We start from the raw sequence: 26096 nt of genomic DNA on the forward strand, positions 1-26096 counted from the left end.
TATGGTTCAGATAGAGACGATCAGTTGAATTTAGTCGGATCGGTTTCATTGAATTCCTCTGTTCCTTATAAATGCACTAATTCGAACAATGTAAAAGAATATGTTGTTCACTCAGCGCAACAGATTAAACAGGTTTTGAGTGACGGCGCAATTCGTAAGACTTTCCTGCTTCAAAAAGTTTCTGATTTGAAATCCGCAATCCAGTCCGCCGCGACCGTTGAGGAAATCGATCAAATCGACATAAATTCGGGATGGGGGTAAGTTGAAATTATTTCAGTTGCGTTTTACGTGCGTTTTTGCAATTTTAAACGCGCGCGCAAACAGAATCGACGTTCCATAAAAAACCTTCTCAGAAAAAGTTTCCAAAACTCTCTCAAAGAGAAATTCGATTTATGAATTTCAAAACGTTTTAACCGTGATCCGAAAATTTGACAAAGAAGAATTTCATTCGATCTGCGACCGTCTTTTCAGAATCGATTCGGATCTACATTCCATTTTTTTAAAATACGGATATCCCCCCTTTTGGAGCCGAAGACCGAATTTTGAAACTCTGATTCACATCATTATAGAACAGCAGGTTTCTCTCGCTTCCGCCAAAGCCGCCCTGGACAAACTCAAAAAAAGAATAGGGAAAGTGACGGCAAAAAAAATTCTTACGTTAAGCGACTCCGAGTTCAAAGAATGTTATTTCAGCAGACAAAAAACGGTATATGCAAGAGAACTCGCGCAAGCGGTCGTATCAAAAAAGATCATCCTTTCAGAACTAAAGGATCTTCCGGACGAACGGATTCGAGTCCGCCTAACGGCTGTAAAAGGAATCGGAAACTGGACCGTGGACGTTTTTCTTTTGATGTCTCTCCACCGGTCGAATATTTTTCCGATCGGAGATCTGGCGCTCATTCAATCCCTAAAAAAAGTGAAACGACTTCCCGCTCAAACTTCGCGGGAGAAAATATTAAAACTCGGAAAAAAATGGGAACCCTATCGTTCGATCGCAACGATGCTCTTCTGGCATTCTTATCTTGAGGAAAAAAAACGAGGATAAAAAAACAATCCGCCTTTACCGATTTTGGAGTAGACTCACTTTTTAATTCTAAGGATCAAAAAATGACTTTGGATCTCCTGACTTTCAAAAGAAAAACCGAGACGATCCTCCATCTGTTTAAGAATCGTAAAAAGTTTTCCGCCGTTTAAAAGTGCGACCACTTCGATCACCATTCTTCCTTGAGAATCGTGTCCTCTTTCGTTTAAGGAATTCACACCTCGAACGTTTCGGATCCAATGTGCGAGTTCACTTTTGGAATATTCGTCATAGCTTAGATTTTCGAAAGTCAGACGGATCGTGTTCCCACGTTTCCATTTTTCTGCGAGTTGTCTCAGGAGAGAAGGTTTCATCTCCGATAAAAGTTGATCGAGAGCTTTTTCGGAACCATATCGAAGATGAATCGCGGGTTTTCCGCCCTGTAAATTTCCGGAAACCAAAATTTTACCGGAGGCGGTTTCCAGAAGTTTAAAGTCCAGATAGGCGAAAATGCTACGAAGTTCGGTCCCTTGAGCCAGAAGATCGCCTTCCTTAGAAACAAAGTCCGCGAACCAGATCAATTCGACTCCGTTCTTTCGGGCGAACTCGAGAAAGGGATTTGTTTCCGTTTCCTTCGGGTCCTTGAGATGAATATTCCATTTTTTGAATTCTTCGGGCGAAACGGAGACAAAATCAAAGGCGGGATATCGGGAGATCAATTTTGTTTCTAAGAGGGTTTTGAATTTGGATTCTTTTTCGTTTCCGAATTTTTCGGAAGCGAGCAAAAGGATTCTCGGCTTTCCTAAAAGTTTATACTGTTCCTCGATCGATTCTCCCAAACGCGTTTCGTCCACGATACCGCTCGCTTTCACAAATATTCTATTTTTAGAATGTTCTTTTTTGAGAATTCTGAATCTCCGAACAAGACCGACCTCCGAAGATTCGATCATATTCCCCAAAAACACGGAATCCAAAAGATAAGAATGGGAAACAACTTCAGTTCCCAAAACCTGACGGATCATCTCCAGCTTTGCATTCCTTTCCGCATCCTGAAGATCGTTTCCTTCGACTTCGACTTCCACAAAACCCGGCTCAAAGTCCCTTTTTTGAAAAGAACAAGTCAAAAGAAGAATTGAAATGAAAAAAGACAAAATAAAAAAAATGCGGAGGTGATGTTGTTTCATTTTATTTTCCCGAGGGAGATTAGAAAATTCTCCAGAGCTTTTGTACCGGATTCGGTAAAACCTTCCGTTTTTAAAAGAATTTCTTGTTTTTGGTCCAGGAGAATCACGGTCGGCAAGCCTGAAATTTTAACCTGAGAATAACTCGAAGAAAGGGGATCGATCAAAATTTCCGTTTCGTTTTCTAACTTTAGAATTTTGGAATATTCATTCCCGGTTTGGAAGTCGTCGCCCACAAAGACGATCCAAAAACGAACCCTAAATTCTCCCCTGGAAGAAATGTTGGCTTTTTTGGTAAGATTCAAAAGAATCGGGACCTGTTCCTTGCAAGGCTTGCAGGAAGAGCCCGTAAAGTTAAGAATCAAAATATCCCTTTTTGAAAACTCCCGGAGAGAATCGAAAAGAACGATTCTTTCTTTTTTTAGATTGTAGAATGCAAAGTTAGAAATGGGCTCCGAGGACGCGGTTCCGAACGAAGCCAGAAAAAGAATCAGAAAGGAAATTATTTTTTTCGAAATCAAAAAACCGGGATCCTTCATTGGATTTGATTTCTCCTCTTCCAAAATGAGTTTTGAAAGAGGATTGTAAATCGCAAATTGAAAAAATGAAATAATTGTTTACAATACGAATTTTCGGAATGGGATATTCCCAATAGGACGATCACACGATGCGTATTTGGTTTCCTCTATTATTTTTAACTTTGTGGATTCCATTCTCGATCTTTGCGCAGACAAAACATTCGAAGATATACGTTCATAAATTGACCGTCGAGGGAAGTCTCGGTTCCGGTTTGGAGAACCGTTTTCGAAACGGGATCATCAATTCAGTTCTTCACAACTTTGAAGGAAAATATACGATCGTAGACGACGAATCCATGGTCATTCTTTATAAACAAGTCGAAGCCTTGCAAAAAATGGATTGTTCCGATGAGATTTGTATGAAACAAATCGCCGACGCGATCGATGCCGACGAAGTAATTTCCGGGACGATCGCGTCCAAAAACGGCCTTATTTATGTTTCTCTTCGAAATCAAACGAGGGATTCGAAGACTCTCTCCTATTCCATCAAATCCACGTTCCAGATGGAGTTCCCCGAATTTCTGATGGATTATTATGCAGGAGAATCCGGAAGAAAACTCTTGGATCCGAAATACAATCTCGATTTTAATCACGCCCCCGTTTCCACGAGCGGAAACATGAGTGTTGCATTCTTAAAGATCAAACCGGTTCCCGGAACCAATCTCAATTCTATGGAATTCAAAACCTCCGATAAAATTTTAGAAGGAGTTTTGGAAGAAGTAAGAGAAGAATTGGATCAAGCCGCCAAACTCACGCTTTCCAGAGATTATTCGGAATCGAACGAAATTTATAGAAAGATCTTAAACGCCTTCGGGGATCGTCTTTCGGAAGAATCCCGAAAGAAGCTGGAAACATTTATAAAACAGATTCAGACGAGTATTACAAACAATTATAGTTTGGAATATAAGGAAAAGATAAACGACTTGGATCGCGAGCTTTTCGAAACAAAAAAACAGACTCCCGAAGATCTGCAAAAACGTCTGATCGCTTATGCTTCGTTAGCCGAGGAATATTCCGCAAAAGTTCCGGAAAAACACAAACAGATTCAAATTCAGCAGAGTATTCAAGAAAGAAAGGATCAAGTAGAGTCCGCCTCTTTCTCTTTCAAAGAGAAAGAGGCGGACCAAGCCTACTCCATTTTCGATTTTTCCCTCGCCTCAAAACTGTACGGAAATCTTCTCAAGGATCTTGGTCAAAAATCCGGATCCCATTACAAAACTCTAAAGGAGATAATACAAAAAAAATCGGAAACGGCCGAAAAAACCGGGCGTTCCCACTTAACAAATCGGCTTGATACTCTCTTTTTGAGAATAGAAAAAGAATTTACTGCCGAAGCGTTGTCTTCCAGCGAAGAAGAAAAAGAAGAACATCAAAAAGCGATTCACGAGGCTTTTCGGGACGGAATCGTAACCTTGGCTAAATCCGAATTCGCCAGTTTTTCTCAAATTGAAAGAATCAAAAAAGAAATCAAAAGGGTGAACCTAAAACTTCACGAACCGATTTCTCTTCAGGAACAATTGGATTCTCTTTTGCACGAAGGTTTGGAAACGCAAAACCCGACTCAGATCATCAACAGCCATCAACTCGGCGCGGACTGGGAATCTAAAACCGGTATCTTCTGGGGTTCGGCAAAGTCCAAGTTAAGAGAAATTTTAGAGATGGCCGTTAAACTTCCGAATCCGAACGGAGAATTCAAAAAGCTCTTCGACATCCACTACCAGGAAAGTCGGACGGAGCCTTCCAAATCTGTAGATTCAAAATTCCATTCTTCGAATATTCTAAATTTAGAATCTACTAAAAAGAAAATAAAAAAACAGACACCCCAGAGAGAAAATCATTGGGAATCAACGACGGGAAGTTATAACTGGTATCAAGCGAGTCAAATTTGTAGTTCAAGAGATCTTCGCCTGCCTACCATTGAAGAACTCGAAGATTCCTATGAAAGCGGAGAAACAGAATCTTGGACGGCGAAAGACGAGGGTAAACGGTATTGGTCGTCTTCGATCTCAATGGGAGAAAACGGCGCCTACAATCTGGACGTTTTCAAAGGTGAAATTCGCTGGGATCACCTCAGCAATTACGCAGGGGTTCGATGTCTAAAATAGTTTTTTGTTTTGGAAATAGCGATAACCGAAGAATTCCATTCTTTCGATCCTGGTTCTTTCGGCTTTTAAGGAAAAGTCTGAATACATTAACTCGGGAACCAATCTCGATAATCTAAAACGGAAAAAAGAGAGGCGGGTTCGGTTTGAAGTCTTCGAAAAACACGATTGTCACGTAGATCGAGATGGAGGATATAGCTGTAATACCTATGAAACGTGGGAGCTCCCGCGTTCACCGTTTCCACGATAGAATCCCCGACTCCCAACTCTTCCAACCAGAGCAAATAATTAAAAAGATAACAACGGGAAACTCCGTGGGTCTGGGCAAGCAACCCTAAAAAAGTCCAACTCCCGATGCTCAGACGGATGTTGACTCGTTTCATTTTCTCTTCTCCACGATTGGGCTGATACAATGTTTTTCCCGCCTTTTTCCCAAGACGTCTTGTCGCAGTAAGATATTTTCCATAGGTTCTCAGCAACTGAGGAATTCTCTTCGGTAATATTCTTGCGTCCTGAACCCCTAAGCGAACCAAAGTGCTTTCCGGAATCAAAAGAGTTACAGTCTCCATTCGACTTTCTAAAAGGCTTGAGGAGATTTCTTCGTCGGCATGAAACGTTAAGTATCCCATATCCATTGCAGTTCCGGGCCGCTTCTGATCGGAGGCAATTTCCAGAAAAAAATATTTTTTTTTCAAGCCGCTCCCACGGTTTCTCTTTGCCTCTTCCACTTTTGGCTGCCAAAAGGCTGATTTAAGAATTTTCGGCTCTACCCTTTATCTCAGAACGAATCCCTTCTTTTTGATGAAAACACAAATCGATCCAAAAGAAATACTGAAGAATTTTGAATTCTTTTTCGAACTGAAGATTTCTTTTCAAGAGAACGATTCTCCTCCAGCGGCATTTTCAGGTAACCCCTGGATCGGGTTTTTCTCGCTTGTGTAGCGGTTTCGGTTTGAAGTCTTCGAAAACGCGGCTTCCCCTTAGATCGAGATGGAGGAAAGGATAACTGTAATACCGATAAACAGTCTTATTCTTTATCTAGAATTTACAATGCTTCTGGAATGGGAAACGAACTCTCCCTGCGTGAGCGGGCCGAAGGGCGCTCCTGCGTCCTCGAAGAGGACGAGCGGGAATCCGCGAGCCCGTAGGCACGCGACTCGAAGCGCTCCGAAATAAATACATTCTCATTCTTGAATGTATCGCGAGAGGCACGCCCGACTGTTTGATCGATTTCTTTTTCGCAAACTTCTAAACCACCGGACGAAAATGTCGACATCCTATCATCTTATGACGATCGAGAAATCACCGCCTCCTTCGAATTTTGCTTCGGACGAACAATTCATTTCCGTCTTTTCTTTCCTCTCCGAACGCCGCCAATTACCCGGCGGTCTCATCTGCGTTCTTGAAAAAAATCGTAACCCGCGCGCGGCCGTCATGCGGCCGGGCGCACAACCCTCTAAAATCTTCATCATTACCTTCACTTTGATTCTCCATGAACTTCGATTTCCCTTTTTTGCTTTCTCAAAGTTGAAACTCCATTTCGTTTTCAGAGTTCGTCGACAAGTATCCCCCTTCAACACGAGGGAAATTAATTCTTAACAATCTTAGAGAAGAATCAAGAACGTTCTCCAAACAATACAAACTTTACATTCCAATCGTTCTACAAACAAGAATGAATCGGATAAAATAACCGTTTGACAGAGAACTTTTCCGGTTTGAAATGGAATCGGAGCCTGGATTTGGAGTCAAAAGAACCTTCTAAAAAATCGTCCGGTTGGCTGCTTTATATCGCGGCCGGAATCCTTTTATTTTCAGCACTTATCTTTCTGATCAGTAAATTCAATCGAACCGGCTTGGAAGAAAAGATCGCCGCCGGGAAACCGATTTACTTTCTCTTTCATGCCGTAGGCGATTCGGAAGAATACGAATTCGGACTTTTAGCGACCTTGTTCCCTTCGAACAATCGTTGCGCGCTCTACTTCATTCACCCGATCACTTCTTTCGACGATCCAGATGATTCTCTCGATCTCCTGAAATCGGGAGCCAAGTCCTCGGTGAAAAGCGCAGTCACCGATTTGATCGGAACCAAACCTCACTATACGATCAGCCTTTCCGCTTCGAATTGGATTCGAATCGTGGATCTCCTCGGGGGTTTGAGCATCTACATGGACAATAAGACCGTCCGGAATTCTCCCGAATACAATCGCCAGGACGGGGTTTATACCATGTCCGGTCAGGACGTCTACGACTACGCAGTCACGATGGACAAAAAAGAAAATCTCGATTATCTGGATCGTATCAGCAGAGAAGAAAGTGTAGTCCTCACTCTCTACGAAACTCTCACCGAAAGAAAGGAATTCCTCACAACTCCTCTTCTAATCTTCGCGCACAGTTTAATTGAAACCGATCTCTCCAAAGAGGACTTTATCAGCCTCGTTAAGTTTGTGAATTCCAGAAGAATTCAATTCGGAATCTCCGAACTTCCGGGTGAACCTCAGAACGACCCTAAAACAAAAAAGACCTATCTCAAAACCGATATCACTAGAGCCAGGGTCGCCTTTCGGAAATTTTCAAAGGACATGAACTCCGACGTTTTTGCAGATGCTGAATTCGGAAGAACCGAAGTTTTGAACGGAACCGAAGTCGCTGGTCTTGCAAAGGACGTGCGTAGCATTCTTTCCGATAAAAGAATCAAGGTTTTAGCCGCCGACAACGCGTGGAAAAAAGGGTTTCCTAAGACCGTTGTGATAGACCGCTCGGGCAACACGGCGATCATGGATAGAATCTCTACCGTTTTAGAAAAAGCGGAAGTGCACCACGTATTGAGAAAGGATCAGGGTCTGGACGCAACCGTCGTCGTCGGCTCAGATTACGAACCGAGAAAATAATTTTCATGAATTCTGCCCCAAAACAAACACCCACAACCAAAGAAATTCTTCAGATCATCCACGACATCATGGTGGATAAAAAATGCGAAGAAATCAGCATTCTCAACTTAGAAACCGTAAACAGTTATCTCAGTTATTTCGTGATCTGCACCGTGAACTCCGCTGTTCAAGCAAACGCGGTCGCAAGAGAAGTCAGAAAAACATTAAAAGAATTTAAACTTGCTCACAAAGAAGCCGACAAAACCGGAACATCGGCGACTTCCGGCTGGACTCTTCTTGACTTTGGAGAAATCATCATTCATATCATGACCCCCGAAAAAAGGGAATACTACAATCTGGACAGACTCTGGCGCGACGCCAAGAGAATGGAACTCTAAAGGAGATTTCGTTCCCTTCGGATCGGCCGTTCGAAAATGATTTTTAACTCCGCCGTTTTTATCTATTTTTTTCTCATCGTCTTAGCGGTTTGTTATTTTTTTGCCGCTTATAAAACTTCGAGAAGAATTCAGAATATCTTTCTTCTCATCGCATCCTACACTTTTTACGGCTGGTGGGACTGGATTTTTCTTGTTCTTATCATTTCCACTTCTGTTTCCAACTTTTACATCGCACTTCTTATCGAACAAAAAGAATCGCCCAAGATTCGGGGATGGCTTTTGTTTTTAGCGGTGATCATCGACATGGGGATGCTCGGCTTCTTCAAATATTACAATTTCTTTATAGAAAATCTGGGAATAGCGGTCAAAACCTCGGCGGGGCTTTTCGGAGTCGAAGATCCGACTCTTTTCCAAGATGCGACCTTCCTTCAGATCATTCTTCCGGTCGGAATCAGTTTTTTTACCTTTCAGACTCTTTCCTATGTGATCGACGTCTACTTTCGCAAACTAAAAGCAGATACGAATCTCATCGACTTCTCACTTTTCGTTTGTTTTTTTCCTCAGTTGGTTGCCGGACCGATCGAAAGAGCCGGAGACCTTCTGCCCCAAATCAAGGAAGATAGAAAGATCAATCTGGATCTTTTTTACAAAGGTTGCCTTTTGCTTCTTGTAGGTTATTACATGAAAACCTATGTCGCTGACAATCTCGCCGAACTCGTAAATCTCGTTTTCTTAGACAATCCTTTGATCTACAAGGCCAATCCGGACTTAGCGGGAGGTCATTCCGCGATTCACACGGTCCTTGCGTTTATAGCGTTCTTCTTTCAAATCTATTGCGACTTCGCGGGATATTCTTATATAGCCAGGGGTTCGGCATTCTTACTCGGATTCAACCTCAGTGAAAACTTCATCACTCCCGAATTTAGCGTAAATTTCAGAGAACTTTTTCGGAGATGGCACGTTACCCTCAACCGCTGGTTTACCGATTACGTCTACATTCCGTTAGGCGGGAGTAAGGTAAGTAAACTCTATAATTTTAGAAACCTCTTTATCATCTTCGGACTTTCCGGGATTTGGCACGGGGCGAGTTGGAACTTCGCCTTCTGGGGTTTGTGCTGCGGGCTTTATATCGTCCTTTATATGATCTTCCGAGAACCGTTTGATCGCCTCAAACTTTTTGCAAAGTCCAAGTTTCCTTTCTTAAACCACGCGTTCTTTACAAAGGGATTTTTCTTTTGGTCCTGCTTTTTCACGACGTTTATGTTTGCGATGACTTCGATCTTTTTTAGAAGTTACGACGGAAATCACGCGAGAATTCTTTTTTTGGGAATTTTCGAAAACTTCTTCACACTCAGAGGGCCGAACGACCAGATCAGCATTTTCAATTATTTCACCGAGATCGTAAAAGTTATCGGTCCGCTTCTCGTTTGGGATTACTTTCATTTTAAGAATAATTCAGCATTCTTTATATTCGAAAAACCTGCCGTCATTCGAATTCTTACCTACGTCTTTTTCTTTTATTGTATAGTTCTGAAAGGTGTGTTCGGCAAAAATGTCATTTACTTCGCTTTTTAAGAATAAAGTCGTTTTGACCGTTCTCACGATCGTGATCGGAGTCGAACTCCTCGCACGATTTACTGAAATCTATTTTTACGAACATACGGAAGTGTTTCTCGTAAACAACGTTCGAAAAAAAATGGAATCCGGAACCTTGAATTTCAAAGGCCTAATTTTCGGCGATTCCAGAAGTATGTCCTTAGTTCCAGCAAAGGAATCAAACGTTTACAATTTCAGCCTTCCCGCGATGGGAGCAAGATACTATCCGCATTACCTAGCAAAGTATTTGAATGCAGGAAATAAAAAACCGGATTTTATCCTATTCGCGTCCAGTCCGGGCCTGATCGCGGGTGGATACGGAAATCCGATCGTTGACCCTGCGCTTATCAAATATGTTAAACCGAACATGAGACTCCCCGAATATCTCGAAACTCGTTTTGTTTCAGGTTTAACATATAAGAATTTCGTAATGGAAAGCGGAAAAGAAAGTATGCAAAAAACGGTTTCCGAGATCAATTGGAAATTCTTTTCGCACAGAATTCTTCACTTATTTTCGATCGGAGAAATGTTCGACCAATACAAGGGTCCGGAATTACTCTACGTTCTTTCCTCTTCGATCCCGAACGTATTTTCCACCTATCGATACAGAAAAGCTCTTCTCAACGTTTTCTCATATGAGAACTACAAACCCGCGGAAGCAACGATGAAACTCGACTGCGCTTGTGAAGAACTTTATACCCCGCAGTGTATGGCTCCGGAAAGTAACGTCAGGGACAATCGGTGGATCGCGAATAAGATCTCCTTTCAAAACGGGGGTTTAAATATTTCTGACCGGATCAAACCGCAACACGCGCTTCTCTATAAGATGAGTCAGGATAAGCTCAAGGAAGAAATCCTGGCTCCTTACAGAGAAGAACCTCATTTTGATTTTTCAGCTTTTGAAGACTTTCTGCGTTATACGCAATCCCAAAACATTCAGGTTTTTTATATAGTCATGCCGTTTCCGGATTATATCGAAGCAACGGGTTATTTTCCAAAATTTTGGAAAGCCTTTGCACCTCTCAAAACAAAGTATCCACATCTCAAAGTACTCGAATTTGAAAAACCGTTTTTGAAACCCGATTTTTATTCAGATCAGATTCATTTGAACTGTCAAGGTGCCAAAGCAACGAACGAGATGTTCCGCAAATTAGGCTATTGAGAAGAATCCGGATCTTTTTCCACTTTAGAACCGGAGCTCCTCATGACTGAAAAGTAGGAACTCCTCTTTTTCAACTTCACGAATTGATTGAGTTTTTAAACGAAAGTAGGAACTCCTCTTTTTCAACTTCACGAATTGATTGAGTTTTCAAACGAAAGTAGGAACTCCTCTTTTTCAACTTCACGAATTGATTGAGTTTTTAAACGAAAGTAGGAACTCCCTATTTCAATTGTTTTTCTAACTCCTCAACGGAACTCACGGGAAGTTTACAGGAAAAATTCTCACAAACATAGACGAGCGCCGATCCGCCGCTGCCCCGGGCTTCAAAGAGAGAGGAAAGTTTTCTTGCTTCTTCCAACTCGTCTTCGTTGACCACTGCAATCGCCGCTTTCGGAAGATATTTTTTCTGGATCGCAGACAAGAGATCTTTCCCGGAATCACGATTCTTACGGATCAAAACGATCTCTTGAGAATGGTTTTTATAAGTCCAATAAGCGGAAAGCATATAAGGATAACTCAGAGCGTGTGTGGAAAGTTCTTTTGTGAAGTAAAGAAAGATGGATTCCGCAATTTCACGATAACGATCCGCGTTGACCCCGAGCGAAGACAATCGAACGAGAGAATCCGCCAAAGAACTGTTAGCCGACGGCTCCACTCCGTCGTAACCGTCCACACTTCTTCTCAAAAGACTTTCCCCGTCGTTTCCAGTATCGTAAAAAACACCGGAAGGGGAACGAAACAATCGAATCGTATCCTCCATCCATTCCACCGCGCGTTTTAAATAACGGATTCCGCGACCTGCCTCGAAAAGAGCAATCGAAGAAGAAATCAATTCCGCGTAATCATTACTATATCCTAATATACCCGATTCTCCATCTCGAAAACGTCGAAGAACTCTTCCCTCTTTCGAGATCAGATTTTTTTCAAGAAAGGAATACGTTTCTTCCGCGAGATCCAAAAATTCCTCTTTCTGAAACGCGGTTCCCGCTTTTACGAGCGCCTTGATATACAACCCGTTCCAAGAAGTTAGAATCTTATCGTCCCTGAGAGGACGGATTCTTTCGCTTCTTCTTTCTAAGAGTTTTTTCTTTCCTCTTTCTAAAGCGGATTCCAACTTTTTCTTTTGTTCTTCGGTAAAATTTGCGGTGCTGCTTCGAAAACGTTCGTGCAGAATATTCTTCCCTTCAAAATTTCCGCTCTCGTTTAGGTTCCAATATCTTTCGAGAATGGTAGAATCTTCTCCGCAGACTTCTCGAAATTCTTTTAGATCCCAGATATAAAATAATCCTTCCTCTCCTTCCGAGTCCGCGTCTTCCGCGCTGCAGATTCCTCCTCCGGAAATTCTCATATCACGATGCAAATACGAAATCACATCCATCGCAAAAGCTTCTGCGGGAATCTTGGAAGAAACCTGGGAACATTCCACAAGGGTTTCCAAGAACAAAGAATTGTCATAGAGCATCTTTTCAAAATGAGGAACGAGCCAATGATGATCTGTGGAATAACGACAAAGGCCGCCTCCGACCTGATCGTAGATTCCTCCTTGTTTCATCGAGAGAAGCGTGTCTTCCACCATCTCCAGCGCTTTCTGATTCCCGGAAGAATGATGGTATTTTAGCAAAAACGAAAGTCCCATACTCGGCGGAAATTTGTTCGTATGATTGGTTTTGAATCCCCCAAAATCGGGATCGTAGTATCCTTCATACAAAGTAAAACCGGACTCAAAACAATTCTCCGATGGAAGATCCCCTTCCGCTTTAGTAGCCGCACGCGCCTCTCCGGATTCTTTTAAATACTGGGATAATTCGGAAGAAGCAGCGATTAACTCCTGACGTTTTTCACTCCAGACCTTGTTTAAAATATTCAAAACTTCTAAAAAACTCTTTCTTCCGTATTTAGGCTCCGGTGGAAAATAAGTTCCGCCCGTGATCGGCTTTCCTTCGGGTGTCAAAAAGATATTGAGAGGCCATCCGCCTTGCTGATCCATCGCGTGCAAAGCGTCCATATAGATTCGATCGATATCGGGCCTTTCTTCTCGATCTACTTTGATCGATACAAAATGAGAATTGAGATAATCCGCGACGGTTTGATTTTCAAAGGATTCCCTTTCCATCACGTGACACCAATGACAGGTCGCATAACCGATTGATAAGAAGATCAATCGATCATCTTCCTTTGCTTTCCGGAAGGCTTCCTCTCCCCAAGGAAACCAGTCCACAGGATTGTTTGCATGTTGTTGGAGGTACGGACTTTTTTCTTTCGCAAGTCTGTTTTTGCTTCGCGGGTTTAAATTCATTGAATTGTTCTCTTTTAGACTCTTAAAACTGATTTTTCGATTTGTAAAAAACTTCCTGCATTCAACCATGTCCATTAAGTAGGCACTTACATGGACCACAAAAAGGAAAGGACACGCAGAAAATTTAGAAATATTCTCATTGCCGGAACCATCCTTTTTGCGGCGATTCAACCCGCTCCTTCCCAGGAATCAAATGCAAACGAAACCTTTCAGGAAGAAGAAAAAAAAACTTCCGAAGGGAACCTAAACGACTCCAAGAAGGTACTCCGCCTGACTCTAAAGGAAGCGGTCAATCACGTTTTGGAAAAGAACATTACGATTCAAAACGCAAAGATGGAATACGTAAAAGCCGACGGTGGAGAACTGAAAAACGAATCTCAGTTCACTTGGAATTTAATCGGTGGAATTACGGTTTTCAAAACGACTCTTCCAAATAATCGAAATAACGTTTTCTTAGGAACCAAACAAAGCCAAGACAAACTCAGTGTTGGAATCGAAAAAAATTTCAAAACCGGGACCTACGCAAAATTAGAAGGAAGCACCACTCGTTTTGACACGAGCGCTTTCGAAGATCCTTCTTCCGGTTTTGCATCCCTTGCAATTCCGCCTCAGTACACGAGTGCGCTCACGATCACTCTGAGCCAAGAGCTTTTGAAATACGGTTTTGGAAAAACTCAAAAAGACAAGGAAGCGATCCTAAGACAAAATACCGTCATCAAAAGAGACGAATTGATTTATACACTTTCTCAGTTGGTGGTTCAGACCTTGGTTCAATACTGGAGTTTGAATATCTACGATTCCAACGTGAAAACTTTGGAAGAATTAGAATCCAATACGAGAAACATCCGCGACTTGACCGCCAGAAAGCGGAATTTAGGCCTTTCCGAAGGATTTGAGGTCAATCTCTGGAGTTCCATTCTTTCACAAACCGCCGGGAATCTGGACAAGGCAAAAGTTTCCAGAAGGGAAGCCGAAAGGACTCTGATTCGAATTTTAAACGCGGATCCTTCCTCTAAAATCGAAGGAGTCACCGATCTTCAAGAAACTGTTCCCGCCGATTTTAACGTGGAGAAGGACTACCTCTACGCCTTAGATCATCGGACCGATCTTAGAAATCTTCGCAAACAAAGAGAAATCGCAGAACTCAATTTAAGAATCAAAGAAGCGGAAGACATGCCTTCCTTGAAAGTATCGGGCGCTTATTCCACGAGAGGTCAGAATATCGTCGCTCCTCAGCAAAATGTAACCGATACAAATCGAGGAATCGCGTCCTTTAAATATCCGGAAGCCTACGCATCCTTTCAATTTTCTTATCCTCTTTGGGACAAGGGAATTAAGGCCGATATCCGAAACGCAAAGTTGGACGTAGAGAATCTGCAAAAAAAAGAAGCCGAACTCAAACTCTCCATCAAAGAAGAATTAGAGAATCGTTATGCAGCCATCGTTTCGGGAAAAGACATCTTTGAAGGCGCAAAAAAAAGAAGAGACGAAGCCAATCGATATTACAGAGGCCTTTCGGAACGTTTTAGACAAGGAAGATTCACGGCCGTTGCGGTAAAAACCGCCCTCGACAATTTGATCCAGGCGGAACTGCAGGTTGCACAAACCAAGATTCAGTTGAACATCGATATTCTTCGATACGAACTCGCAAAGAATCATATCTTCGAAAAATTCGGAGTGGATCCGCAAGAGATCATCGATCGCCTGATGAAGATGGCGGAATCGAAACAAGCGAACCTGGATACAACGGCTCCTACAAAATGAGCGAGGCAGTATTATTTTTCCTTTTCCTCCATCGTTTTGTTTCTAAAAAAGAATGATTTCCGTTCCTCCGGAAACCGATTTCTAAAATTCAAGCGTTGGGCCTCTCCGAAATCTCGAAAGATAAAAGAATTTCATTTTATAAAATTCGATATGTTTCTTTGAATTCCTACATCTTTAGGCTTTAGGCAAGATGTTTCCGGCAAACATAAACATATCGAAGAATTCAAAAAAACCGTCGTAGTTCCGACGGCTCCTCCGTAAAAGTTGCTGGCCCCACCCAAATTTCGGGTGGAGGGGTGGGTGGCGGAAAAAACCACGGGCGACTTTCCTATATCACAAAATTTTAATTTCGCAAGAAAAAATTCTCATGTAGGAACTCCTACAAAACCCTGGTCTCAGGACGATTATTGTCGTATCTCCTCTCAACTTGTGGGTAAGGCATGCTGAACTCGGGTGGCCGGAAAAACTCGGGCAACTTTCCTCTATCACAAAATTCTAATCTTGCAAGCACCAATCCCCGTGAGGAACTCTGAAAGACATTCATAGTCGAATCCCAACGATTCCAAAAAAACTTTCTCAAACTTATAAGTAAGGCTTTAGATTTTGGAACAGATTCTTCATTTGATCGCGATCCCGTAAACATGGGGGCGAATCGGGAGAAAAACAGTAGGAAGCGAACGTTCTTCGATTTTCAAATTTGAAAAATTTGCACTTCTAAGAGTTTGATGGGTATCTCGGGTCAGATGACAGCCCTCAAAAAACCAAAGCCAGGGTCGAAATACGATCCTCTGAATCCAATAAATCCAAGATCCGTGTTCCGCCGCAACGTGTTCTAAGAAAACAAATCTTCCTCCGGGCTTTAATACTCTTCGAATCTCTTTCAGAACTTGATCCGGTTCAACAACGCTACAAAGAACCAAACTACAAACTACAGCGTCGACGGAAGAATCAGGAAACGGAAGTTTTTCAGCGGACAGATTCATCAGCTCAGTTTTGATCGAATACTTTTCCGAATTCTTCTTCAAAAGAGAATGCATTCCCTCATTCGGTTCTACCGCTAAAAGAGTGGTGCCGGGTTTGAAGTATCTTAAATTGGAACCGACTCCCGGCCCAAGTTCGACAATCGTATCCGGCAGGTCTTCAAAAAGATTCTTTTTTATCATCCGATATTGGTAGTGCATATAACCTTGTAGGATTTGAAAAAAATAGGCGTTTACTAAGCTTAACGTAGAAGCATTTTGGACACACATGATGATATTTATCCTTATTATATTCTAAATTTCTAACTCTTTTTTATTTTCAGGATTCCAATTTCCAGGAACCATCCATAAGGCCTCGGAATAAGCAACACATTTGTGATTGGAAAGTTGATAGATAGCCGTCCCCGCGATTCTTTGTCTGCGGTTCCTTCCGATCTCCCAGGATAAAATCGCATACGGAACTTCTGCAAAGATACTTTCCAACAGTCTTCCGCGCAATTTTACCAAAACGATCATGGTCGGATCCACGTAAGATACCGCAAAACCGCCGGGACAGTCCAATGCGGCCCATACGATCTCGTCTCGAATTTTCCCGTCCGATCCGCTCAAGTCTTTCCAAGGATTCCAGAACGCCCCGTGCAAATGGGTAAATCCGGGTTGATCCGATATTTTCGCCGGAAAAATCCGCATCCCGTCTTCATGTTCTCGTTTCGGACCGCAGACAAAACAAGTGGGAAAAGGATGTTTCTGAAATCCTAAATATTCCCTTTCTGGATTTTGAATTCCTTCTATGGATGAGGAGTTCAATTCGGGAAAATCCAAATAAAAATCGGAGTCTCCCTGTGCGTCCGCGATGACTAAGTTTGTTTCCTTACTCAACAATTTAATTCCATCGGTGTTCGGATCTCTGGAATAATACAGAGTTTCGTTCAACGGTCCCGGAGCTTTAATTTTGATGACCGCGGCGTTGTTTTTGATTTGATTCGCCGTAATTCCAGCAATGTAACCTCCGTTTCCGCTCTTCGGAGGCCCGCAATATTTTTCGTTGATTTCAATAGTTTCAAAGTTGAAACTGGAGGAAGTTTGTTTCATAAAGATTTGTGTATATCGCGAACCGGATCGGTCAACGTATTTGATCCTGGAAAGAATCTTCGGTGCAAGTATTTGCTTTGGGTACAAAGCATCGATAAGAGGTATGTAGAATGAGCGTACAACCGGAAAAAATCGTACACATCCTTTCCGGGATTTCGGAAAGGATCTTCTTCAACCTTTCCTCCAGCTACGAGAAAGCAGGCTACAAGGACTTAAGCCCTCCTCAAGGAGCCGTCCTCTGTGCGCTTCACAATAAGATGCCGGAGTCGATGACTTCCATCTCGAAAAAGATTCTCAGAGATCGATCCACAGTCACGCAGATCGTAAAACGATTGGTCGCTAACGGCTATGTGGAAAAATTCAAAAACGGACAGGATTCTAGAATTTCCGAAATCCTCCTCACCGAAAAAGGAAGAGCCGCGAGGTCTGCGGTCATCCGTTCTTCCAGAAAAATGTTCCTAAGAATTTATAAGAACACCACCTTTGAAGAAAGAAGAATTCTGATGTCGCTTTTGGAAAAAGTAGATTCCGGAAGTTAAGGACCTCACGAAAACATATTGCGCGATAAAATTCTTAGGACAAATCCAAAACCGCTCCGGTATCGATCGAATTCTAAAACGGAAGATCTTGTTCCAAAATCGAAAGAGCGACAACAAAAGAGAGATCCTGAATTTCACAAAAACGCGGGAACTCCCTCTAAAGATAAAACGGCAATCTTCTCTTAAGAAATTACATAATCCGTAAAAGATAGGTAAACTGTGGGAACTCCATCGTTATTAAAAAAGCTTATAGAGATTCTTTTCCGTTTATAAAAAAACTCTCCATCCCAAAAAATTCTAAGCTCTCGGAATCTTCGGCATTTCGAGAGGAAGCGATTCCCCTTCCAAAGATCTTAAAAATTCGATCAGGTCTTTTTTCTCTTCTTCCGTGATCGCCGCCGGTTTCAAAAGAGGATCTTCAATGGAACCTTTGGAACCGCCGTTCACAAAATGACTCACGACGTCTTCCAGCTTTGTGAATTCCCCATTGTGCATAAATTCATTCTTTTTACTGACATCTCTCAGGCTCGGAGTGCGAATCTTCTGCGTAATTCCTTTCAGTCCGGTCGTATGTTGTGCGGAATCGGAAAAATTAGGTCCGTTGTGACACTGGTTACATTTCGCCTTGTTCATAAAAACGTCCATTCCTCGGATCTGTGAAGGAGTCAGAGCGGATTCTTCACCCATCACATAACGATCAAACTTAGAATTTTTGGAGATGATCGTCCTTTCAAACGCCGAGATCGCTTTCACGATTCGATCCATGTTAATTCCGGGAGACCCGAAGGATTTTTCGAAAAGCTCGCGATATTCCGCGACTTGATTGAGTCTAGCTACGATCGTCTTCTCGTCCTTAAGCATCACAGCGGTGTGCACTCTTTCTTTTACGATCTCCTCCAGATCGTTCGCTTGCGGATCCGTAAAAACGTCCTTATACAAAGCTACGTTCGTCAACGGAGGCGCTGCGGATTTATGAATTTGATTTCGAGGAGCCGAACGAGTTTCCGAGTTTTGTATTTCCACGGTATGACAAATCGCGCAGTTCGTATCTCCTTTGAGAGAAAGTCGCTTATCAAAATAGAGCAATTTTCCCAATTCCACCTTGTCCTTGTTGTAAGGATTGTTACTGGGATGAATTACGTTCCCAACGACGAAACCTTTCAGTTCCGCTTTCTGAACGGGTTCCTTGCAAGCCAGGAGCGTAAGCAAGAGATAGATTCCGAAAAAAATGGACAAAATCCTGAACATATTGGACCATCCTGGGTCAATGGTTTGAACTCGAGCCTCATCTGTCAATTCGAATTTAAAACAATTCTAATTACATATTCGGAAAAGAAATATTGGAAAGAATTCCCGATCTAAGAATTTAAGAATCTCATGCGGACTTTTTTTACCTCGTTGTCACGGCTCGAAATACAGGTGCGTCTTCCTTTCATAACGGAGGAAAACAATGTCTCAAATTCAAAAAGTTTTGATCGCCGGCGGAGGTTATGCTGGAATCATAGCCGCCAATCGTCTTATTAGAAAAAAACTTCCCCTCGAAATTATTCTGGTCACCGCTAAAGAACAGTTTCAAGAAAGAATCAGAAACCACCAACTGCTCGCAGGAACTCTCAAAAAGGCTTACTCGATCCGATCCCTTCTTCACGATCAAGTCGAGTTGGTCGTGTCCAAAATTGATAGAATCGATTCCGAAAAAAAGCAAGTCGTTTTAGAGGACAGTTCGATTCTTCTTTATGATTTCTTAATCTATTCTCTCGGAATTCAGGGCGCCAAAACTTCGAAATTTTCCGAACAATACGTTCAACTTACGGAAACCGAAGATTGCAGGAGAATGTATGAAATTCTTAAAAAAAAGGAAACCGCAAAGATTACGGTCTTAGGAGCCGGACTCGGAGGAATCGAAACCGCGTCCGAACTCGTGGAACAATTTCCGAATTCAAAAATCTCTCTCGTGGATGCAAACGAGATCGGAAAAGGATTTTCCTCGGAAGCCGTCGCCAAGATCAAGGAATTCTTTTTAAAGAACAAAGTCAAACTCATAGAAAATTCAAGAATTCTAAAGTATGAAACGGATCATCTCGTCGATATCGAAGGTAAAAAAATTATTCACGATGTTTGTGTTTTAGCGAACGGATTCTCAGCATCCCCCATCGGCGCGAATTCGGGATTGAGATCCAATCCGATCGGTCAGGTTTACGTGAATTCGTTTTTGGAGGTCGAAGATCATCCCGAAATTCTAGGAGCGGGTGACGCGGTTCAAATCGTTTCTTCCGGTTATGATCATCTTAGAATGGCTTGCGCCACCGCATTGCCGATGGGAATCTACGCGGCGGAAAGATTGTCTTACCGACTGGGAACAAAATCTAAAAAAGGCGCGCTTCCGTTTTCTTTGGCCTATCTGGGAAGGAACGTAAGTTTGGGAAGAAAAGACGGAGTCATCCAAGAATCCGAACCGGACGATACGCCTACCCGAAAAATTTGGATTTCTCGGAGCGCAGTATGGATCAAAGAATTGATTTGTAAATTCACCGTGTTGTCCTTTCGTTTGGAGAAAAGATTCGATTTTTATTTTTGGAAATCGTTTCCGAGTTCCAGAGAGGAATTCGGTGCGGGAAGACTTGCGATTCCATCGGAGAAGTAAACTTGGATAGGCTCGGACATTTTTTAGAACACAAGTCTCTTGTCTTCGGAATCGCCTATAGAATGACAGGTAGCGTAAACGACGCGGAAGACATCGTTCAGGAATCTTTTCTTCGCTGGGAAAGATCCGCCAACGAAGAAATCCGCTCTCCGAAAGCCTTTCTTTCCACGATCGCGACGAGACTTTCACTGGATACACTGCGAAAGGTAAAGAACAAAAGAGAAACCTATATCGGGCCTTGGCTCCCGGAACCGATTCCGACCGGACCCGATACGGAAGAGCCGGATCCAGAAACCTTGGATCTCGCTTTTCTCCATCTATTAGAAAAATTGAATCCGATTGAAAGGGCCGTTTTCATTTTGAGAGAATCCTTCGACCTGGACTACAAAGTGATATCCGAAGCGGTCGGAAAAACTCAGGAGAATTGCAGACAAACCCTCAAACGAGCGAAAGACGCGCTCAGATCCGAAAGGAAAAAGTTTTCTCCCGATAAGGAAACGCGAAGAAAACTTCTTCACAACTTCCTGCTCGCGGCCTCCAAAGGAGAACCGGAACTTCTGGTCCCGTTTTTAAAGGAGGAAATCGTTCTCTGGTCGGACGGAGGAGGTAAGGTTCACGCCGCGAGAGTTCCGCTTTTTGGAAGAGAAAGGATCGCCTCCTTCCTCATTCGCACCGGAAAAAAACCGCTCTTTTCCAATACCGAACTTTTCTTTACGGAAACCAACGGTTCCGAAAGTGTCATCGTTTATCACAAAGACAAACCGGTTTATCTCAGAAGTTTCTTGATGGATCAAGAAGGAATTTCGTATATTTACACGATGTTGAACGAGGACAAATTCTCAGCGTATAAAAATAAATCGGACCTGATCGAAAAAGGGATTCTCGTTCCTCTTGAGTTTTTTCTTCTTTTCCCTAAATCCGCTTCCTCGAATCGCCAACCGCCGATTTGGACAAAACCTCTTTTAAAATTAGTCCACTGGGCGATCACTCGCAAAAAGTAAGGGATTCTTAGTTTCAGCTTACGATTTCAAAAAAGAAACAATTCCCAAAAGAATTGAGAGCTTTTACCCACCCCTTCCAAGAACACTCGGCACACTCACAATTAAAAGGAAGGGAGTTCCCACAGATTTCGTCCCGTAAGCACCGATGAATTTTTTAGCAAACGGATCGTTGATAAATTCTTATGGGAGTTCCTACGTTTTCTTGAAACGCAGCGCCTCGCTTCTGTCGTCACCCGACAGGTTTTTGTAGGAGCTCTTTCCAAAGTTTTCGCTTTCTTTTAAAATATAAAAAGACAGGTTGTAAATTTCGAATTCTTCAGCTCATTAGATTTGGAAAAAACTTATTTCCAACTTCATTGAAAGAAGTGGCCGACTTTCAGATCATCGAAAACAATTCCGAAACGTGGAAGATCTACGAGAGGGTCAATCGTCTCTTCAATTCCAAAAGAGGTCCGGACTCAGGCGGGAATTCGGGATTCGTTTCGTGAACTTTCAAACGGGGATTTTCTCGTCAAACAAGGAAAAATACGCACAGAAGGCCTTTGTTTTTCGGGCGTTTTGGGAGAATACGATCTCCCCAGACCGAGACGAATCTATCCAAAAGTTTTAATTTTCCCGGAGGATCTATTCTGTCGGAACTACGACAATTCTTCCGTGAAAGTCGCGCGCCCCGCCCTGATCTTGGGAAACTCAGTGCGTCGCTTCCTATGGGGCGCTCGCAGGGGAGCGGTGGCGGGAAAAACCTCGGCAGACTCTCCTCTATCATAAAATCAAACTTTTTGCAAGAAAAAATTCTCATGTAGGAATTCCTACAAAACCCTTGTCTCGGGAAAATTCTCGTCGTATCTCCTCTCAACTTGTGGGTCAGGATGTGACGCAACACACGAGCCGTCACGGATCATAAACTCGCCGGCGCCGATTTCGAAGATTAGAATTCCCATTTTCAACGCATCTCGTTTGGGAAAACCTCGAAAGAAAAGTTGTGGAGAATCTTTTACAAAAAAAGCGCAAAGAGAATACGAACTTCTGGCCTTAGACGCGGAAGCAAGATTCAACTTACTTAAAGAAACCTATCCGGATTTAAAAGACTGAGTTCCTCAATATCATATCACTTCCTATCTCGGAATCACTCCCATCTACCTCATTCGCATTTGTTCTAAGATCGTTAAACTCAAGAGTCAAAAATAAGAAGAAAGAATTGTATAAAAAAGGCGCTCGATCTTTACGACCGGCGCCTTTTGGATTCGATCCATCCGCAACGCGGACGAACACTCGAACTTATTTTGCGGAAGCAGCCTCACGGATCACGTAAGCCGCAATCTCGTTTTTCTGAATCTGAGTCGTTCCTTCAAAGATACAAAGAATTTTTGCATCTCTCATGAGCTTCTCAACAGGATACTCTTTCGTATAACCGTATCCTCCGAAAATCTGAACCGCATCCAGAGCACATTTCATCGCAGTTTCAGAAGCGTGAGCTTTTGCAATCGCGGAATACTTTGGAAGTCTTGGATCTTCGGCGTCGGACATTCTTGCTGCAAGATAAGTCACTTGGCGGGAAGTTTCCAAACCGATGGACATATCGGCAAGCATGTGTTGAACAGCTTGAAAACTGGAGATCTTGGATCCGAACTGCTCTCTTTGTCTCGCATACTTAGATGCGTAGTCAAGAGCTGCTTGAGCAACACCCACACCCATCGCAGCAACGTAAGGACGAGAAGCGTTCAGAGTTTGAAGCGCGTAAATAAAACCTAAGTTCTCTTTTCCGATCATGTTCGCCTCGTCAACGGCACAATCTTCAAAGATGATCTGACGAGTATCGGAAGCGCGGATTCCGAGTTTGTCTTCTTTCTTACCCACGGTCAAACCGGGAGTGTCTCTTTTTACATAAAAACAACTAACCCCTCTGGTTCCTCTTCCTTTATCGGTATAAGCAAAAACCGTATAAGCACCAGCGCTACCGCCGCCAGTGATCCATTGTTTGGTTCCGTTGATGACCCACTTGTCGCCTTTTTTAACGGCAGTAGTGCTCATACCGGGAACGTCCGATCCTGCACCGGGCTCGGAAAGACAAAAAGAAACTCCATACTCGCCTTCCACGACGGGCGGAAGCCACTTTTTCTTTTGTTCATGAGAAGCGCCCTTTTGAATAGGAAGGATACCAAGACCGGTATAACCGAAACAAAGAGAAATACCCAAGCATCCTCTGGAAAGTTCTTCCGTAACGAGGCACTGCTCTACGGAACCGAGTCCCCAACCGCCGTATTCTTCATCGATCGTAAGACCGTTCACTCCCAATTCTCTTCTCATACGATTAATCAGTTCTTCGGGGTGTTTATTTTCTTCGTCCCAGTGAATTGCCACTTCATGAGTGATTTCTTTTTTCACAAAATTGCGGATCTGGTCTCTGATTTCAAGCTGCTGTTCGGTATATTCCTGGTACATCGGTTTTTCCCTTCTTACGAGAGTGTTCTGATCCTACTTTTTTTTTAAGGGCGATTAGATCAAACCAAAATATGGAGTAAAAAACCGAGTTCAGACTTGTTTTGAAGGTTTTTATCAATTCTAAAGCAAGAATCTTCAAATGAAGAATTCTTACTTACGTAGAAAAGAGCAGATCGATCATTTAATACAATTACCTAAGAACGAACGTTCTGTTTTTAAAAATCGCCGCGTTGAATTAGGAAAAATATTTTGATGTCCACATTGTTTCAAACCGATTTCAGATTACTTTTTCCTTTTTCATCGTCTCTATTTCGTCTTGAGAATAACCGAGAGAATTATAAATTTCGGAATTATGTTCCCCATGAGAAGGAGGGTCCAAACGATAAGTGACGGGGGTTGCGGAGAATGGAAACGGCGCTCCGAACTGGAAGTATTCACCGAACTGCGGATGTTTTTTATCCAAGATCATTCCTCTTTCTTTTAGGACCGGATCTTTGCTTACTTCTTCCAAGGTTTTTACCGGAGTCAGACAAGAGTCTTGATTTTCGAAAAGAGAATCCAAATCGGAATACGTTTTCGATAGGAAGAAGGAAGTTAGAATTTCTTTCCACTTGGAAAAGTTTTTTTCTTCGGCGGGAAATTCTTCCAGGTGTTTGTCCAATCCGGATTGGCGTAAGAATGTTTTAAAAAACATATCTTCCAGCGCACCGAGTGCGACCCATCTTCCCTCTTTCGTTTCATAAACATTATAATTCGGTAATTTACCTGAGAGGAGTTCGTCTCCTCCTTCCGGATTTTTTCCCGTCGCCGAAAAAATTCCCCCATAGAGAGAAAGAAAAGGAAGCGAAGAATCCATCATCGAAATCGCGATCTTTTGTCCCTTCCCTGTTTTTTCCCTCGCATAGAGCGCGGCCAAAATTGAGGAAAGAGCCGTCATCGTCCCTCCTCCAATATCCGCGAGTTGATAACCCGGAATCTGGGGGCTTTTCCCCGTTTGGGAAAGAACACCCGAAAGAGAAAGATAATTTACGTCGTGCCCCGCGAAGTCCTTGTATTTTCCTTCGGCTCCATATCCGTAAATCCCGCAATAGATCAATCTTGGAAAACGCTCTTTGAGATCCTCGTAACCAAGACCCATCTTGGAAAGACCGTCCGGACGAAATCCTTCCAAGAGTATATCAGCATTTTCTAATAGTTTAAATAAAATTTCTTTCGACTTTTCTTTTTTTAAATTCAGAGTGATCGCTTTTTTGTTTCTATTGAGCATCAAAAAAAGGGAGGGTGCCCCGTTTGCTTTTTTAAACATAACTCGAGTCGCGTCCATAGCCCTCGGATTTTCAATTTTAATCACGTCGGCTCCCATATCTCCCAAATACATGGAGCAAAGAGGACCGGGAAGCAGAAGACTCAAATCGATTACCTTAACTCCGGAAAGTGGACCTTTGTTCATTTTAATGATTCCTATAGAAAAAATTCTATTCCCATCTAAGAAAAAAGTTTCAAGAGAGAAACCTTTTTTTTCCGGTTCTACTTTTTTGTTCCCAACAAGAAACGATGCCCCTTGCACTTTCTTGCACCGGGTCTGATCGCAAAACCACTACTTCTGAGTGAATTTTCAAAAATTTCCTTTCATAAAACGAAAGCTTACAGAAAAACGAAGGCCCTTCTTTGATCGAATCTTCGGAAAGTAGGAACGGACCGACGAGGAATCATCGTTGCCAATTGTAATACAATCGAAATCCAACCGTTGAAAGATCTTAGACGACCAATCGATCGATCCGGTCTGCAAAACCCGCTCAAACGAATCTTACGTTAGTCGCTCTTATCAGAAGTCGATTCTGATCTTTTTACAAAGGATAAAAATATTTTGAATAAAAGTTGCCGGCCGATCGATGAGATTTTTTTAAGTCTTCGGTTTACAAAAATTCTAACATTCGTAAAGCGGATTTGAAAAATCAAATCGTTTCAATTCGATTGAGAAAGGAAGCATTTGTCGCAAACAAGTTTCGACTTCTTTGGACGCTTCGAGTTTAAGACTTTGCTTCAAACATATTCGCCGCGCAGAGCCAAACTCCAGCGAGGATAAGAAGAATTCCGGCCCACTGAGTCCAAGTCAAGCGCTCTTTGAACGCAAAAGAAGAGACGATTAAGACGATGATAAAACCCGCACTTGTAAAAACCGGATAGGCGAGCGAGAGCTTGAGCCCCTTTCCTAATACGAATCGGTAGCCGAGAAGAGCCAGGCCGAAAGAAGCCAAACCTCCGATAAAGATAGGATTAAAAACTACTTGGAGAATTCCCTGAATTCCTTCCGGCTTGGAAGCCTCATCACCCAAGGAACTCGCTTTAATGAGAATATTGGCCAATGCGTTAAACGCAAGAGCGACGATAAAGACGAGAAGAACTTGAATCTGCATAAAAGGCTCCGGTTTT

Annotated in this window: 20 protein-coding genes and 1 pseudogene; 11 read left to right on the top strand and 10 right to left on the bottom strand. The window is 42.6% G+C overall.

From position 1 onward, the window contains the following. Both JWG45_RS17780 and JWG45_RS17785 read left to right on the top strand, forming a co-directional pair. Nucleotides 1-261 (top strand): annotated as a pseudogene (locus tag JWG45_RS17780) (hypothetical protein); the annotation flags it as partial. Between the two features lie 154 nt (nt 262-415). After that, a complete protein-coding gene (locus tag JWG45_RS17785; protein ID WP_205280969.1) occupies nt 416-1045 on the top strand; it encodes a DNA-3-methyladenine glycosylase family protein in 630 nt (209 codons plus the stop codon). Between the two features lie 35 nt (nt 1046-1080). Here JWG45_RS17785 and JWG45_RS17790 read toward each other — a convergent pair whose 3' ends face one another. Both JWG45_RS17790 and JWG45_RS17795 read right to left on the bottom strand, forming a co-directional pair. Beyond that, nucleotides 1081-2205, bottom strand: a complete 1125-nt coding sequence (locus tag JWG45_RS17790) for a hypothetical protein (protein ID WP_205280970.1) — start codon at nt 2203-2205, stop codon at nt 1081-1083. After that, the gene (locus JWG45_RS17795; RefSeq protein WP_205280971.1) at nt 2202-2741 is read right to left on the bottom strand and encodes a TlpA family protein disulfide reductase; all 540 of its coding nucleotides are present in this window, start codon (nt 2739-2741) and stop codon (nt 2202-2204) included. Before JWG45_RS17795 ends, JWG45_RS17790 begins: the two co-directional genes overlap by 4 nt. 128 nt (nt 2742-2869) lie before the next feature. Between JWG45_RS17795 and JWG45_RS17800 the strand changes: the two genes are divergently transcribed. Continuing rightward, a complete protein-coding gene (locus JWG45_RS17800) occupies nt 2870-4885 on the top strand; it encodes a DUF1566 domain-containing protein (protein ID WP_205280972.1) in 2016 nt (671 codons plus the stop codon). 86 nt (nt 4886-4971) lie between these two features. On the opposite strand, the gene JWG45_RS17805 is transcribed toward JWG45_RS17800, so the two are convergent. After that, complete coding sequence (locus tag JWG45_RS17805) at nt 4972-5511, bottom strand: DUF1564 domain-containing protein (protein ID WP_205281023.1); 540 nt, start codon at nt 5509-5511, stop codon at nt 4972-4974. A 1065-nt stretch (nt 5512-6576) separates the two neighbouring features. Between JWG45_RS17805 and JWG45_RS17810 the strand changes: the two genes are divergently transcribed. The 4 genes from JWG45_RS17810 to JWG45_RS17825 are packed head-to-tail and all read left to right on the top strand — an operon-like array spanning nt 6577 to nt 10905. Continuing rightward, complete coding sequence (locus tag JWG45_RS17810; RefSeq protein ID WP_205280973.1) at nt 6577-7770, top strand: LCP family protein; 1194 nt, start codon at nt 6577-6579, stop codon at nt 7768-7770. A gap of 5 nt (nt 7771-7775) precedes the next feature. After that, a complete protein-coding gene (rsfS, locus tag JWG45_RS17815) occupies nt 7776-8147 on the top strand; it encodes a ribosome silencing factor (RefSeq protein ID WP_069606453.1) in 372 nt (123 codons plus the stop codon). Between the two features lie 36 nt (nt 8148-8183). Beyond that, nucleotides 8184-9722: an MBOAT family O-acyltransferase gene (locus JWG45_RS17820; RefSeq protein ID WP_205280974.1), complete on the top strand. Its 1539-nt coding sequence runs from the start codon at nt 8184-8186 to the stop codon at nt 9720-9722. Then, nucleotides 9700-10905, top strand: coding sequence for a hypothetical protein (locus JWG45_RS17825; RefSeq protein ID WP_205280975.1), 1206 nt, complete (start codon nt 9700-9702; stop codon nt 10903-10905). The genes JWG45_RS17820 and JWG45_RS17825 overlap by 23 nt, the downstream gene beginning before the upstream one ends. 220 nt (nt 10906-11125) lie before the next feature. Here the strand turns inward: JWG45_RS17825 and JWG45_RS17830 are convergent, their stop codons facing one another. Then, nucleotides 11126-13270, bottom strand: a complete 2145-nt coding sequence (locus tag JWG45_RS17830; RefSeq protein WP_205281024.1) for a thioredoxin domain-containing protein — start codon at nt 13268-13270, stop codon at nt 11126-11128. 21 nt (nt 13271-13291) lie between these two features. Here JWG45_RS17830 and JWG45_RS17835 point away from each other — a divergent pair, with 21 nt between their 5' ends. Beyond that, nucleotides 13292-14965 carry a TolC family protein gene (locus JWG45_RS17835; protein WP_205280976.1) on the top strand — a complete coding sequence of 558 codons (1674 nt, stop codon included), beginning with the start codon at nt 13292-13294 and terminating at the stop codon, nt 14963-14965. Between the two features lie 617 nt (nt 14966-15582). Here JWG45_RS17835 and JWG45_RS17840 read toward each other — a convergent pair. Together JWG45_RS17840 and JWG45_RS17845 are read right to left on the bottom strand one after the other, a co-directional pair. Next, complete coding sequence (locus tag JWG45_RS17840; protein WP_205280977.1) at nt 15583-16215, bottom strand: class I SAM-dependent methyltransferase; 633 nt, start codon at nt 16213-16215, stop codon at nt 15583-15585. A 24-nt stretch (nt 16216-16239) separates the two neighbouring features. Then, nucleotides 16240-17037: a hypothetical protein gene (locus JWG45_RS17845; RefSeq protein ID WP_205280978.1), complete on the bottom strand. Its 798-nt coding sequence runs from the start codon at nt 17035-17037 to the stop codon at nt 16240-16242. Between the two features lie 110 nt (nt 17038-17147). Here JWG45_RS17845 and JWG45_RS17850 point away from each other — a divergent pair, with 110 nt between their 5' ends. Next, on the top strand, nt 17148-17576 hold the full coding sequence (locus tag JWG45_RS17850) for a MarR family winged helix-turn-helix transcriptional regulator (RefSeq protein ID WP_205280979.1): 429 nt from the start codon (nt 17148-17150) through the stop codon (nt 17574-17576). Between the two features lie 297 nt (nt 17577-17873). On the opposite strand, the gene JWG45_RS17855 is transcribed toward JWG45_RS17850, so the two are convergent. Beyond that, complete coding sequence (locus tag JWG45_RS17855; RefSeq protein ID WP_205280980.1) at nt 17874-18824, bottom strand: cytochrome-c peroxidase; 951 nt, start codon at nt 18822-18824, stop codon at nt 17874-17876. Nucleotides 18825-19026: 202 nt separating this feature from the next. On the opposite strand from JWG45_RS17855, the gene JWG45_RS17860 reads away from it, so the two are divergent. Both JWG45_RS17860 and JWG45_RS17865 read left to right on the top strand, forming a co-directional pair. Beyond that, nucleotides 19027-20220: an NAD(P)/FAD-dependent oxidoreductase gene (locus JWG45_RS17860; protein ID WP_205280981.1), complete on the top strand. Its 1194-nt coding sequence runs from the start codon at nt 19027-19029 to the stop codon at nt 20218-20220. Nucleotides 20221-20222: 2 nt separating this feature from the next. Next, nucleotides 20223-21221, top strand: coding sequence for a sigma-70 family RNA polymerase sigma factor (locus JWG45_RS17865; protein WP_205280982.1), 999 nt, complete (start codon nt 20223-20225; stop codon nt 21219-21221). Between the two features lie 1278 nt (nt 21222-22499). Here the strand turns inward: JWG45_RS17865 and JWG45_RS17870 are convergent. From JWG45_RS17870 to JWG45_RS17880, 3 genes are all read right to left on the bottom strand, one after another. Continuing rightward, nucleotides 22500-23663 (bottom strand): acyl-CoA dehydrogenase family protein, encoded by a 1164-nt coding sequence (locus JWG45_RS17870; RefSeq protein WP_205280983.1) that lies wholly within the window; start codon nt 23661-23663, stop codon nt 22500-22502. Nucleotides 23664-23940: 277 nt separating this feature from the next. After that, entirely contained in the window at nt 23941-25113 is a 1173-nt protein-coding gene (locus JWG45_RS17875) for a CaiB/BaiF CoA transferase family protein (RefSeq protein ID WP_205280984.1), read from the bottom strand. Nucleotides 25114-25693: 580 nt separating this feature from the next. After that, the gene (locus JWG45_RS17880; RefSeq protein ID WP_205280985.1) at nt 25694-26080 is read right to left on the bottom strand and encodes a DMT family transporter; all 387 of its coding nucleotides are present in this window, start codon (nt 26078-26080) and stop codon (nt 25694-25696) included. Nucleotides 26081-26096: the final 16 nt, after the last annotated feature.

The organism is Leptospira ainlahdjerensis (assembly GCF_016919175.1).
Taxonomy (GTDB): domain Bacteria; phylum Spirochaetota; class Leptospiria; order Leptospirales; family Leptospiraceae; genus Leptospira; species Leptospira ainlahdjerensis.